The sequence below is a fragment of the Azospirillum sp. Marseille-Q6669 genome (genome assembly GCF_965111635.1).
The window spans coordinates 967,768-980,464 of sequence record NZ_CBCOOP010000001.1; the positions used below are offsets into that span (position 1 = coordinate 967,768).

Genomic DNA, 12,697 nt, shown 5'->3' on the forward strand with positions numbered 1-12,697 from the left:
GTTCCCGGAGAGTCGGAGAAGGCCAGCCGTCTTACTTGAAGACGACGGTGCGTCCGCCGTTCAACAGGACGCGGTGCTCGACGTGGTAGCGGACCGCCCGAGCCAGCACGATGTTCTCGATGTCACGCCCGATGGCCACCAAGTCGTCGGGCGTCATCGTGTGGTCGACGCGCTCCGCCTCCTGCTCGATGATCGGCCCCTCGTCGAGGTTTGAGGTGACGTAGTGGGCGGTGGCGCCGATCAGCTTCACGCCGCGGGCGTGCGCCTGATGGTACGGCTTGGCGCCCTTGAAGCTGGGCAGGAAGGAATGGTGGATGTTGATGACCCGCCCGGCCATCCGCTCGCACAGGGCCGGGGACAGCACCTGCATGTAGCGGGCGAGCACGACCAGATCGATCTTTTCCTGCTCCGCGATCTCCAGCAGACGGGCCTCCTGCTGGGCTTTGCTGTCGTTGGTCACCGGAAGGTGATGGAAGGGAATGTTGTGCCACGCCGCGAGCTGGTAGAAGTCGCGGTGATTGGACACGATGGCCGGGATCTCGATCGGCAGATAGCCGGTGCGGTAGCGGTACAGCAGGTCGTTCAGGCAATGCCCGAACTTCGAGACCATGATCAGCACCCGCTGGCGGCGCCCGGCGTCATGCAGCTTCCAGGTCATGCCGAAGCGTTCGGCCACCTGCTCGGCGAAGTCCGCCTGAAGCTCCGCCTGCGACGGCCCCGCGGCGGCGGCCGAGAAATGAATGCGCAGGAAGAACAGATTGGTCCCGCGGTCGCCGAACTGCGCGCTGTCGATGATGTTGCACGACCGCTCGGCCAGGAAGCCCGACACGGCGTAGACGATGCCCACGGCATCGGGGCACGAGACGGTGAGGATGTATTCAGAAGCGGTGCCGGACATGCGCGCCTACCGTTGCGACCTGGAATCGAGGGCGGATTCCGTAGCACGATCGTCCGCGGGATGCATCGTGCAATGTGGGAATACCGGAACGCCTTTCCGGCAGCATTTGGTAAGGATTCCCATGCGACAATGCGTCGTTCCGGCATTGGGCCGAACCGGGAGGCGAGCCATGGGCATGGGCGGGAAGATCATCGGCGAGTACGCCAAGGGCAAGGTTGACAAGCTGCTGACGCCGGAAGCGGCGGAAAACACGTCGCGGCACCGGATCATGCACTTCCTGGAGAATATGGAAGCGGCGGTGCTGGAGGCGAATTGCGAAGTGATGGGACGCGAGCTTCCCAACCTCAACCAGACGTCCTTCCTGCGGATGGCCGTCCGGGTGGCGGAGCTGCGGGCCGACTATCTGCGCGCCGGGCTGAAGGTGGCGGACCACCGTCACCCCGACGCCGCCGCCATCGAGGAGCTGGCCCGCGTCCGCCGCGCCTACGAGGAGATGCAGGCGGTCTTCGAAGCGGCGGAACGGGTGATCGAGCGGGGGTACGTGAAGCTGGGATGAGAAGCCCCGTCCCCAGCGTCACGATCCGGTCGCGTCCAGCGCGTCAGGCGTCCATGCCGGGGTGGCGGTAGACCATCGGCCCCGGCCCGCCCTCCTCGCCGTTCTTCTCGGGAAGCTGGGGCTGCGGCAGGGCGTAGAATTTCGGCTTGTCGGGATCCAGCGTGTTTTCGAAGGGCCGTGTCATGGCCATGCCGGATCGGTTCCTCTCCGCCTCGCGCATCGCCTGCTGGAGCTGTTCGGCGAGCTTCTGGTCCCAGCCCAGCTTGTAGTAGCGCGGCTCGGCCCCGCCCTCCAGCTGGAGCCACAGGTAGATCCCCTGCCCCTCCTTGATCTGGGCTCCCAGAATGGTGGCCTGGGCGGCGGCGCTCTGCGCCCATTCCATGCGGACCGGCTTCGGCTTGCTCAGCAGATCGGCCATGCCGGCATAGGCGACGGGCATGAAGCCGATGGAGACGGCGACCGCCGACACCTTCACCCACAGCCGGCGCGGCGCCCAGATGGCGATGGTGGCGAGCGTGGCGGCCAACGCGACCGCAGCGGCCTGGAAGTCGAGCAGTTGGGTCATGATTTCCTCCCGCTGCGCAGGGGCTTGTAGAGGCTGTGCACGCTGTCGCCGACCAGCTCGCCGGACTCGGTCAGCCTGAAGCGGAAGACGGTCAGTTCCTGACCCTCCCGGTCCAGCTGGATGGTGGTGGCGAGAAGCTGGCGCGCGTTGTCGCCGTCCGGCCGCTTGGCGCTGACCACCACGGTGACCGGCACCGGGAAGACCGTCGCCTTGTTCCGGTAGAGATGCAGGTTCACCGCGTACTCGCCGGGCGGGATGCCGCGGCTGTAGCTGGCCTCGTAGTTCAGCTTCGTCGGGTCGGCGTTGCGGCCGAGGTCGTCGCGCAGCAGGTTGAAGATCACGCCGGACTTGTTGGAGTAGCCGACCGGCACGTCGCCCGGCGCCTCCACCCACAGGTCGACGTCGGCGTCCAGTTCGTCGGGCCAGCGGGCCTCGACCATCACGTTGCCGGGCGCCGCGACGCCCGCCGTGTCGGCCTGCTTGGCCTCCGGCCGGATGTGGGGAAGCAGCAGGATGACCACCGCCACGAAACCGCAGAGCGCCAACGTGATGACGTCGCGGAAGACGGTGCCGGCGGCGTCGTCCTCGAACTGGTCAAGGGCCTGCATGGCGTTCCCCCACGGCGACGATCTCGGTGATCAGGTTCACCGTTGCGCCGGACAGCAGGCCGATGTTGATGTTCAGCCAGATGTTCAGGACGCCGCCGACCAGCGTGGTGTAAAGCGCGACCGCCATGCCCTCGATCAGCTTCGACACCATCGGGCCAATGGCGGCGACGTCGCCGGCCTTTTCCGGGTCGACGCCCGACAGGGCCATGATGAAGCCGATGACCGTGCCGATCAGACCGAGGATCACCAGTGTCGAGGAAATCTGCCGCACCGTGCCGATGCGCGCCGACAACTTGAACTTCAGGGAGGATGCGACGATCGACCGCGCCCCGGAATCCCGACCGCGGACCTCCGCCAGATAGCGCGCGGCGCGCGACGGGACGGAGGGGTCGAATTCCTTGGCGCGGTTCAGTTCGCGGCTGGTGCGCAGGATGCGCTGTGCCGACAGGCCCAGCCCGGCCAGGAAGACCAGGAAGATCAGCAGGCAGAGATGCGTGCTGTCGGTGGCGATGATGGGGTCGATCAGCCCCTCCGCCAAGGCGGCGGCGAGAAGCGTGAAGCCCGCGGCGTTGACGACCGCGAAGCGCAGAAGCAGCAGGTAGCGTTGCGACACCAGCGACAGGCCGGCGGTCAGTTGGCCGCCACGGCGGCGGCGCACGGTGGGCACGAGGGAATGAACGGGGACGTTCTGGGCGTCTTCGGCCATGGCGTCCGAAACAGCGTCCGACATCGGGCAGCCCTCCATCAAGGGAGCAGGGAGCGTTCGGACTGGCACTCCGCAACCGGCGTGCCAGCGGTTCATCGTCGGTCTCGCCCAATCCCGCCGCCCGCCGCTCCGGTCCGTTCATGTGCTTGGCCGGATGGGATGAATCGCCCCTGTGACAAACAGGCTACTCCGGAAGTCTGCCTTCCGTCCCCACGTTGTCCATTGCTTTGGATCAACGGATTCCACGATTTCACCGGCGCCGTGATTAAATTATGTTCAAAATCTCAAAGTCGATCTTTGCGCTGCTCACGAAATAAGCAAAATTATGTTGCGCTGCAACATTAAACTCTGCGTCGCGATAGACCCAGAGAAGTACGTGCGAATACAAAAAACCCCTTTCCTGCCACTGCAGGAAAGGGGTTTGCGGACGGATTCGTTCGTATTCGTGCGATCAGACGTCGCGGTAATGTTCCAGTTCGCGCCTCAGGTCGGTAACTTCGCGCTGCAACGCAACCACCCGACCGACGTCGGGAGCCATGCGGCGCTCTTCCTTTTCGAGTTCGTCTTCGACCTCGCGCTGCTCCTGCCGGATGATGTTGAACAAGGCTTTCCTCAACATCGCCACCTCCCGAGCTTATTTCTAAAATTTTAGCGCTTTCGGCCATCATCATCAAGGAATTCTTGGAAAGAGTCGAATCTTCATAGGGTGCCGACGCCCTCCATGATGGCTTGGCCGCGACAATTGGCGGAGCTAACCCGCCCGGCCTTGACAACCCTTTTGCGCGTCCCCATTGGTTAACGCTCACACCTTGGGCTCAACCTCAGGCCTGTTCGGGCCGGACGCCGCCTTTCCGATCGCGCTCAGGACTTTTGGTTTCGGCGGCCCCAACTCCTTGCGGAATCAGGGGCGAATGGAACGCAGACGTCTTCTTCAGCTGGCGCTGACCGTCCCCCTCGCTGGGGCCGGCGCCTTGCTGTTCCCGCATGCCGCGGGTGCCCAGACCAAGCCCCGCCCGGCGGCGCGCCCGCGCATGGTGGTGCTCGACCCCGGCCATGGCGGCATCGACCCGGGGGCCATCGGCGCCCGTGGCACCCAAGAAAAAGAGATCACTTTGCACATCGCGCAGGAGGTCGGGCGCCTGCTATCACGGCAGCACAAGCTGGGGGTGACGCTGACCCGCGACGGTGACCGCTTCCTGGCGCTGGGCGAGCGGGTGGACGCCGCCCGCGCAGCGCGGGCCGACCTGTTCGTCTCCATCCACGCCGACAGCGCACCCAACCGTGAGGCGCGCGGCCTATCCGCCTACACCCTGTCCGAAAAAAGCTCCGACTCCTTCGCCGCGGCGCTGGCGCACAAAGAGAACGCCGTGGACCGCTTGGGCGGCGTCGACGTGAAGGACGCCAAAAAGGCCGTGAAGGAGATCCTGCTCGACCTGACGGCGCGCCACACCAAACACGCGGCGCTGGTGGCCCGGCATGCCATCGTGAAGGGGGCGGGGAAGGACATGCTGCTGCTCGACAACCCGATGCGCTCCGCCAACTTCGCGGTGCTCAAAGCGCCGGACGTTCCGTCCGTCCTGCTGGAGACCGGCTTCCTGTCGAATCCGAAGGACGAGGCGATCCTGCGCGACCCCAAGGCGCGGCAGAAGATCGCCCGCATTCTCGCGCGCGAAATCGCCGGGCTGGTGACGCGCGCCCCCTTCGCCTAGCCCGGATTCCTTCGCGCTCGCCGCGAGTGAAACATTCGTGCATCACCCTGGGACAAAACCACGATGAAGCCTGACACCCCCAAGATTCCCCATTGCCAACGCACCTGCGGCATGACTTTTTCCGCCCGCCCGTTCTTTCGGCGGGCCGGGGATCGGAGGCAGAGCGTGTCGGGGTTTGGCCGCCTTTGGGCGCTGGTCGGGATGGCCGCTGTCGCGGGTCTTGCGTCTGGCTGCGCACCCGTCGTGCTGGGCGCCGCCGGGGGCACCGCCGTCGTCGCGGCCAGTGAACACCGGGGCCTGTCCGGCTTCGCCTCGGACACCGAGATCAAGGCCCGCATCAACCATCTGTGGTTCCAGCACTCGCTGGAGATGCACAGCCGCATCGGCCTGACGGTCGATCAAGGCCGCGTGCTGCTGACCGGTCGCGCCGCCGACGCCCAGATGCGCCTCGACGCCGTACGCCTGTGCTGGCAGGTGGAGGGCGTCAAGGAGGTCATCAACGAGATCCAGGTGGACACCGACTCGGGCATCATGGACAGCGCCCGCGACACTTGGATCACGACGCAGCTGCGCACGAAGCTTACCTTCGATTCGCAAATTCATAGCCAGAATTTCAGCATCGATACCGTCAACGGCGTCGTCTATCTCATGGGTCTGGCCACCCACCAGGGCGAGCTCGACCGCGTGATCGAGCACGCCCGCACGCTGCCGAACGTCCAGCGTGTCGTCAACTACGCCCGCGTCCTCTAGCGCACCAGGGTCTCCGCACCGCCATGGCCATCCTGCCCGCCCCCGCCCGCCGTCTTGCCGCCTCCGCTGCCATGAGCCTGTTCATGGCGCTGGCGGCGTTCACCGTGGCGGTGGGGGGAACCGGCACCCCGGCGGCGGCGCAGCAGCCGCTGCCCGACCAAGCGCCAGCCAACCGCCTGTTCGTCCAGGCGATGCAGATGATCCGGCAGGCGGACAACACCTACGACATTGCCGAGGAGAGCCGCTTCCTGAAGGAGGCGGATCGGCTGCTGAACGAAATCGTCGTCAAGTATCCGGACAGCGCGCTGGCCGTCCAGCTCGTCACCAACCAGTTCGTCGGCGACTTCGACTTCTTCGAGTTCCGTTCGCGCATCCGCTCGCTGGTCTGCAACGAGCCGATGACCTCGCTGTGCTTCCTGCACCGGGTGGCGGAAATGCTGCCCCCGGTGGAGACGCCGATCACCGCCGCCCGTTGGGACTGGCTGTCGCTGGCCGTTGCCTACAACACCATCGGCGACACCGCGCGGGCCAAGGAGATCATCGCGCCCTTCGTCAGTGCGGTGCGCCGTGGTGCTGCGTCCGACGGGGCCGGCCAGGACCTGTTCGTCGCCCGCGCGCTCGCCCTGATGGGGCAGAACCAGCTCGCGCTCGACATCACCCGGCAGATCCCGGAATGCTCGACCCGCATCTACAACCTCGCCGACATCGCCAAGGCGGCGGCGTGGCGCGGCGACATGGCGCTGGCCGGGCAGCTCGCCGAGGAGGCCAAGGCCTACGCCACCGCCCGCAACTGCAGCTGGGAGCTGGGTCTGGTCGCCCAGACTCTGCTGCGCGCCGGCAAGGAGGGCGCGGCTCGCACCCTGTTCCTGAACACGGTGGAGACGCAGTTCTCCAAGTTCCGCGAGACAAAGACCGACTGCTGCCCGCCGGAGCTGGCGGTCGCCGCGTCGGAGCTGGGCGACACCAATCTGGCGCTGGGCCTGCTGCGCACCGTGCAGGACGAGAATCCCTGGACGATCCCGGCGGTGCTGGGCCGCATCGCCCGCCGTTCCGACGCCTCGGTGGCGCTGTCCTACGCCGAGCAGGTGCAGGACCTCGACATCCGCGGCGAGGCTCTGGCCGAGCTGATCGAGGCGGCGCTGAAGCGCGGCGACCCGACCAGCGCCAACGAGCTGATGAAGCGGCTGACCCGTCTGGTGGACGATTCCGCCGGCCGCCGGCCCGGCCTGCTCGCCCAGAAGGCCAAGGCGGAGAAGGTGATGTACGGCGACGACCGCTGGCGCAAGAGCTTCCAGGGCTCGCTCAACGCCGCGGACCGGGCGAGCAACTTCGTCCGCCGCGACATCGGCGCCCCGCTGCTCGCCGCCCTGGTGCGGATCGAGACCGGCCTGCCGATGCTCGACTGAGCCTGGCTAGCGGCCTCGTCAGGGCCGCGCCGCCAGCACCACCAGCCCGGCCACCGGCGCGCCGCTCTCATGGCGCAGGGTGTCCGGAGCAAGGCGCAGGATGGTCAGCCCCGCCGCGCACAGCCCGTCCCGCACATGGCCCTCCGTATGGGCGTAGCGGCCGTGCGGGCTGACCCGCCATGGCGCCCCGCCCTCCTCCAGCCGCTCCACCGTGAAGGCCAGCCGCCCCGCCGGCCGCAGCGCCGCGGCGGCCTGTGCAAGCACCCCTTTCAACGCGCCGAAGTAGCACAGCACGTCGGCGGCCACGATCAGGTCGAAAGCCGCCGGGCGCTCCGACAGGAAGGCGCCCAGTTCCGCCTCTTCCAATGCGTCGTACAGGCCGCGGGCGGCGGCGCGCTCCAGCATGCCGGGCGAGAGGTCCACCCCGACCAGCCGCCGGGCGGGGCCGCGCAGGAAAGGGCCGCACAGGCCGGTGCCGCAGCCGGCGTCCAGCACGTCCAGGCTTGAGTCCTGCACAGTTCCCACGTCGGTCAACGCCTCCGCGAGCAACATCGGCGCACGGTAGCCCAGTTCACCCAGAAGCTTGTCGTCGAACTCCCCGGCGAACAGGTCGAACACCTGCCGGACATAGGCGTCGGACGCCCGTTCGCCGGCATCCAGCCCGGCGACGGCGGCGCCGATGTGGCGGGCTACCGGATGGTCGGGATGGTCGCGCAGCCACAGCCGGGCGAACCGCGCCGCCTCCTCGTGGCGCCCCTCCTCGTGAAGCAGGTAGAGGGCGCCGGACAGGTTGTCGTGCGCCTCGTCCCACGCGGGGCGCAAGGCCAGGGCGCGGCGGTAGGCGGTGGCGGACTCGGTCAGCCGGTCGCCGTCGCGCAACAGGTTTGCGAGGTTGTTGAACGCCTCGGCATAGGCCGGCTCCTCGACCAGCGCCCGGCGGAAATGCCGCTCCGCCGGCGCCGCGTCGCCCGCCGCCTTCAGGGCGGAGGCCAGATTGTAATGGACCAGCGGATGGTCGAGACCGCAGGCCAACGCCTCGCGGTAGGCGGCCACTGCCTCCTCCGCGCGGTCCAGGGCGCGCAGGACATTGCCCAGGTTGTTGTGCGCCTCCGCGAAGCGCGGGTTCAGCGCCAACGTGCGGCGGTAGGCCGCTTCCGCCTCCGCGGCCAGCCCGTCCGAGGCCAGGGCGTTGGCCTCCGCATAGAGGCGCATCGCCTGAGCGGCCAAACCACCCAGCCTCCCCACGCCACGGGCGAGCAGGCCCGGACGCGGCGATGGGGAACGGGGTGGATCGCTCGGCTCGGACACGGAACGGCTCCTAGGTGGGGCATGGACTAACAGCATCTTTACCGGGAACCGGTGAACATGGCACTCCCTTCCGGCAACAGACCGGCGGCAACAGACCGGCGGAAGGCCCCGCAACCCGGGGCCGGATCGGGCAGACGGAAAAGGCGAACCTCATGAACCAGCCCCCAGACCAGGCTTCGCCGACGACGCCCGAAGACGTCGCCGCCCGGCTCGGCCGCGCCGTCGCCCACCATCGGGCGGGACGGCTGGCCGACGCGGAGCGCGACTACCGCGCCGTCCTGGCCACCAACCCGCGCCACCCCGACGCGCTGCACCTGCTGGGCGTGCTGGCGCTCCAGGCCGGGCATCCCGGCCCCGCCGTCGGGCTGATCGAGGAGGCGATCCGGCAAACCGGCGGCGTCGCCGACTACCACGACAATCTGGGAAGCGCGCTCGCCGCGCTGAACCGCCACGCCGACGCGGCGGAGGCGCATCGCACGGCCGCCGCGCTGAATCCCCTGTCGGCGCAGCCGCGCCACAATCTGGGCAACGCCTTCCAGGCGCAAGCGCTGCCGGGATTGGCGGCGCTGGCCTTCACCGCGGCGGTGGAGCTTGAGCCGGGCTACGCCAAGGCCTGGTACAACCTCGGCAACGCGCTGCGCGCCCAAAACCGCCTTGCCGACGCCCTGCGGGCCTTCGCCCGCGCGGCGGTGCTGGCCCCTGCGATGGTCGAGGCCCATACCAACCTCAGCGACGCCTTGAGCGCCGCCGGGCGGCTGGACGAGGCGCTGGCCCAAGCCCGCGCCGCGCTGCGGCTGCGGCCCGACGACCCGAAGGCCCACCACAATCTCGGCACAGCCCTGCAACGCAAGGGCGCCTACGAGGGCGCGGAGATCGCCTACTGCGAGGCGCTGAAGCGCGCGCCCGGCAACCCGGTGACGCTGAACGATCTGGGCAGCGTTCTTCTGAAGCTGGGGCGCCCCGCCCAGGCCGAGCGGTGCTTCCGCAAGGTGCTCAGCCGGAACCCCCACGCAGTCGAAGCCATCCACAACCTCGGCAACGCGCTTCGGGCGCAGGGGCAGTTCACCAAGGCGGAAGCCTGCTACGAGGAGGCGCTGGCCCACGATCCGAACCTTGCCAGCGCCAGTGACAACCTCGCCGTCATCGCCCTTCTGCACGGACGGCTGGAGCGCGGCTGGGAAGGCTACGAACGGCGCTTCGCCGCCGGCCGGGTTCTGCCCGACCGGCGGATCGACGCGCCGCGGTGGCGCGGCGAAGGGCTGCGCCGGCGCCGACTGCTGATCTGGCGGGAACAGGGGATCGGGGACGAGATCCTGTTCGCCTCCTGCTATGGCGATGTGATCGCCTGGGGCGGCGGGCCGGTGACCATCGAGACCGATCCGCGGCTGGTCGGCCTGTTCGCCCGGTCCTTCCCACGCGCGACGGTGCGGGCGGAGACGCTGGACGCCAAAGGGCGGGAAACCATGGTTCCCCCCGATGTCGACCTTCAGATTCCGGCGGCCAGCCTGCCCGGCCTGTTGCGGGGAACGCTCGCCTCCTTCGACCAGTTCACACCCTGGCTGAAGCCCGATCCGGCCTGCACCGCCCTGTGGCGGGGCCGGCTGGATGCCCTGGGGCCGGGTCTGAAGATCGGAATCGGATGGCGCAGCCAGCTGGCGACGCCCGAGCACAAGGGCGCCTACACCACGCTGGACCAGTGGGCGCCGCTGTTCGCCCTGCCGGGCGTGGTGTTCGTCAATCTGCAGTATGACGACTGCGCGGCGGAGATCGCGGCGGCGGAGGCGCGCTTCGACGTGACCATCCACCGTTGGGATGATCTGGACCTGAAGGACGATTTCGAAGCGGCGGCGGCCCTGACCGCCAATCTCGATCTCGTCATCACCCCGGCGATGGCGGCGGGCGAGCTGGCCGGCGCCTTGGGCGTGCCGGTGTGGCGCTTCGGGCACCGCGACTGGACGCAGCTTGGCACCGGCGTCCGCCCCTGGTTCCCGACGATGCGCCTGTTCCAGCCACGTCCGGGCGAAACCTTCGACGAGGTGCTGGCAGGCATGGCGCGCGTCCTTGCCGCGATGCGGCCCGCTCCGGCCCCTGTTCCCGACCGCGCAGACATTCTCCGCTCGCCGCCGCCGCCCGTCGCCGATCCGGAAGCCTTGCTGAACCACGCCATCGCCCTGCACCGGGCGGGGCGGCTGGACGACGCCATGGCGGCCTATCGCGCGGTCCTCGATCTGGCGCCACAGCACGGCGACGCCCTCCATCTTCTCGGCCTGACCCAGCATCAGGCCGGCCGGCACGCGGAGGCGGAGCGCAACATCGCGGCGGCGCTCCGGACCGATCCGGATTTCCCCACGGCCTGGAACCATCTGGGCCTCGTCCGGCAGTCGCTGGACCTCCCGGACCAAGCCCTCGCCTGTTTCCGCCGGGCGATCGCGCTGCGCCCGGACTTCCCCGAGGCGATGACCCATATGGGGTTGAGCATGAACGGGCCGGAGCGGCTGGCCGAGGCCAAGCGCTGGCACCGCCGGTCCATCCATCTCGCACCGGCCAATCCGGCGGCCCACACCAACCTGGGCTTCGCCTGCGAGGTGGAAGGACGCTTCGACGACGCAGCAGCCCATTACCGGCGCGCGCTGACCCTGCGGCCGGACTCCGCCGACACCCTGAACAACCTGGGCACCCTCGCCAAGATGGCGGACCGGCCAGCCCTCTGCCGGCATTTCCTCGACCGTGCCCTGCGGGTGGCCCCCGGGCTGGCACTGGCCGCCTGGAACGTCGGGCTGCTGGCCCTGGCGGACGGCGACCTCGTCACCGGCTGGGCCGGCTACGGGCGGCGTTTCTCCGCCCGCCAGCTTCAACGGGCGCGCCGCATCGCGCTGCCCGTCTGGAATGGGGAGTCTCTGCATGGGCGCCGCCTGCTGGTCTGGCCGGAACAGGGGCTGGGCGACGAGATCCTCTTCGCCTCCGTCTTCGGCGACCTGAAAGACAGTGGCGGAACCGTGGTCCTGGAATGCGATGCGCGTCTGGTGTCCCTCTACGCCCGCGCCTTCCCCTGGGCGGTCGTGCGGGCGGAGTCCCTCACCACCGATGGGCGGGAGCGGTTCGACCCGCCGGACTGCGACCTTCAGATCGCCGCCGGTTCCCTGCCCGCCATCCGGCGGGACCGGCTGGAACGCTTTCCGGCCCGCCCGTCCTTCCTGTCCCCCGATCCGGAGCGGGCTGCCCTCTGGCGGGAGCGGGTGGAGGCGCTCGGCCCCGGCCTGAAGGTGGGCATCAGTTGGCGCAGCCAAATCATCACGGCGCATCGCGAAGGTGCCTACACCCGCATCACCGACTGGCTGCCGCTGCTGGAGGTGCCGGGTGTCCGCGTCGTCAACCTGCAGTACGGCGACTGCGCCGCCGAACTGGCCTCCATCGAGCCCGACGGTGCGCGGCGTGTCCATCGCTGGGACGACCTGGACCTCAAGAACGACCTGGAGGGGGTGGCGGCCCTGATGGCGGCGCTCGACCTCGTCATCCTGCCCGCCACCGCCGCCGGAGAACTGGCGGGTGCCCTGGGGGTACCGGTCTGGCGGCTGGGTGGCCGGGACTGGACCTGGATGGGCAGCGGCGCGCGGCCCTGGTTTCCCACCCAAAGGCTGATCGCCCCGCTCCCTGGCGAGACCTCCGCCGATATGATCCGCCGAATTGCCCGGATGCTGACCCGGATGGCGCCGAGCCTTATCCCTAATAGGTTATGACCTGGCAAGAAAACTCAATCTTTCGGTATAATCCCGCAACGAATGGCAAGAGGCAGTCCTATGCGGCGGATTGTCCTACTCCCCATCGTAAGGGGCGGTCACTCCCCGTCTTTGGAGTACTAGGACAAAAGTTTGGGGTTGTTTGGCGGCACGGATGGGTGAACACTATGGTTTCCGGCCTGCCGGACTTGGCAGGAGCCGGTTCGATCTGACGGAGAGCAGCCCATGCACACTGATGCTCGCCTATCTTCCTTGCAGGAAAAGCACCTGCGTCTCGACCGCGCCATCCTCGACGAGGAGAAGCGTTCGTGGCCTGACGATAGTGCCATCAAGCGGATGAAGCTCGAGAAGCTCCACCTCAAGGAAGAAATTGATCGCTTGGCCAGAACCAGTCACAGGGTGAATTAACACCCTTCCGGATCGATCCGATTCGAAAAGTCGGGAGCGGCGGACG

The 12,697-nt window shown here is 68.3% G+C and carries 12 protein-coding genes; 6 read left to right on the forward strand and 6 right to left on the reverse strand.

The genetic code is table 11. The features are described 5' to 3' along the window. Positions 1 to 31 precede the first annotated feature (31 nt). On the reverse strand, positions 32 to 898 hold the full coding sequence (gene purU, locus ACWPXE_RS04115) for a formyltetrahydrofolate deformylase (RefSeq protein ID WP_237906276.1): 867 nt from the start codon (positions 896 to 898) through the stop codon (positions 32 to 34). A gap of 169 nt (positions 899 to 1,067) precedes the next feature. Here purU and ACWPXE_RS04120 point away from each other — a divergent pair, with 169 nt between their 5' ends. Next, on the forward strand, positions 1,068 to 1,454 hold the full coding sequence (locus tag ACWPXE_RS04120; protein ID WP_014198654.1) for a hypothetical protein: 387 nt from the start codon (positions 1,068 to 1,070) through the stop codon (positions 1,452 to 1,454). A gap of 43 nt (positions 1,455 to 1,497) precedes the next feature. Here ACWPXE_RS04120 and ACWPXE_RS04125 read toward each other — a convergent pair whose 3' ends face one another. From ACWPXE_RS04125 to ACWPXE_RS04140, 4 genes are all read right to left on the reverse strand, one after another. Further along, positions 1,498 to 2,019 (reverse strand): hypothetical protein, encoded by a 522-nt coding sequence (locus tag ACWPXE_RS04125; protein ID WP_454016798.1) that lies wholly within the window; start codon positions 2,017 to 2,019, stop codon positions 1,498 to 1,500. Next, positions 2,016 to 2,627: a hypothetical protein gene (locus ACWPXE_RS04130; RefSeq protein WP_454016799.1), complete on the reverse strand. Its 612-nt coding sequence runs from the start codon at positions 2,625 to 2,627 to the stop codon at positions 2,016 to 2,018. The genes ACWPXE_RS04125 and ACWPXE_RS04130 overlap by 4 nt, the downstream gene beginning before the upstream one ends. Beyond that, positions 2,614 to 3,357, reverse strand: coding sequence for a MotA/TolQ/ExbB proton channel family protein (locus ACWPXE_RS04135; RefSeq protein ID WP_454016800.1), 744 nt, complete (start codon positions 3,355 to 3,357; stop codon positions 2,614 to 2,616). Before ACWPXE_RS04135 ends, ACWPXE_RS04130 begins: the two co-directional genes overlap by 14 nt. A 427-nt stretch (positions 3,358 to 3,784) precedes the next feature. Continuing rightward, positions 3,785 to 3,937: a hypothetical protein gene (locus tag ACWPXE_RS04140; protein ID WP_237906280.1), complete on the reverse strand. Its 153-nt coding sequence runs from the start codon at positions 3,935 to 3,937 to the stop codon at positions 3,785 to 3,787. A 307-nt stretch (positions 3,938 to 4,244) separates the two neighbouring features. On the opposite strand from ACWPXE_RS04140, the gene ACWPXE_RS04145 reads away from it, so the two are divergent. The 3 genes from ACWPXE_RS04145 (at position 4,245) to ACWPXE_RS04155 (ending at position 7,198) form a co-directional block, all read left to right on the forward strand. Then, entirely contained in the window at positions 4,245 to 5,042 is a 798-nt protein-coding gene (locus ACWPXE_RS04145; protein ID WP_454016801.1) for an N-acetylmuramoyl-L-alanine amidase family protein, read from the forward strand. A 165-nt stretch (positions 5,043 to 5,207) separates the two neighbouring features. Further along, positions 5,208 to 5,792 (forward strand): BON domain-containing protein, encoded by a 585-nt coding sequence (locus tag ACWPXE_RS04150; protein ID WP_094306948.1) that lies wholly within the window; start codon positions 5,208 to 5,210, stop codon positions 5,790 to 5,792. Positions 5,793 to 5,815: 23 nt separating this feature from the next. Next, the gene (locus ACWPXE_RS04155; RefSeq protein WP_454016802.1) at positions 5,816 to 7,198 is read left to right on the forward strand and encodes a hypothetical protein; all 1,383 of its coding nucleotides are present in this window, start codon (positions 5,816 to 5,818) and stop codon (positions 7,196 to 7,198) included. 18 nt (positions 7,199 to 7,216) lie between these two features. On the opposite strand, the gene ACWPXE_RS04160 is transcribed toward ACWPXE_RS04155, so the two are convergent. Beyond that, on the reverse strand, positions 7,217 to 8,506 hold the full coding sequence (locus tag ACWPXE_RS04160) for a methyltransferase (RefSeq protein ID WP_454016803.1): 1,290 nt from the start codon (positions 8,504 to 8,506) through the stop codon (positions 7,217 to 7,219). Between the two features lie 152 nt (positions 8,507 to 8,658). Here ACWPXE_RS04160 and ACWPXE_RS04165 point away from each other — a divergent pair, with 152 nt between their 5' ends. Together ACWPXE_RS04165 and ACWPXE_RS04170 are read left to right on the forward strand one after the other, a co-directional pair. After that, complete coding sequence (locus ACWPXE_RS04165; RefSeq protein WP_454016804.1) at positions 8,659 to 12,243, forward strand: tetratricopeptide repeat protein; 3,585 nt, start codon at positions 8,659 to 8,661, stop codon at positions 12,241 to 12,243. A 225-nt stretch (positions 12,244 to 12,468) separates the two neighbouring features. Continuing rightward, a complete protein-coding gene (locus tag ACWPXE_RS04170) occupies positions 12,469 to 12,651 on the forward strand; it encodes a YdcH family protein (protein ID WP_040134215.1) in 183 nt (60 codons plus the stop codon). The last annotated feature ends 46 nt before the right edge of the window (positions 12,652 to 12,697 follow it).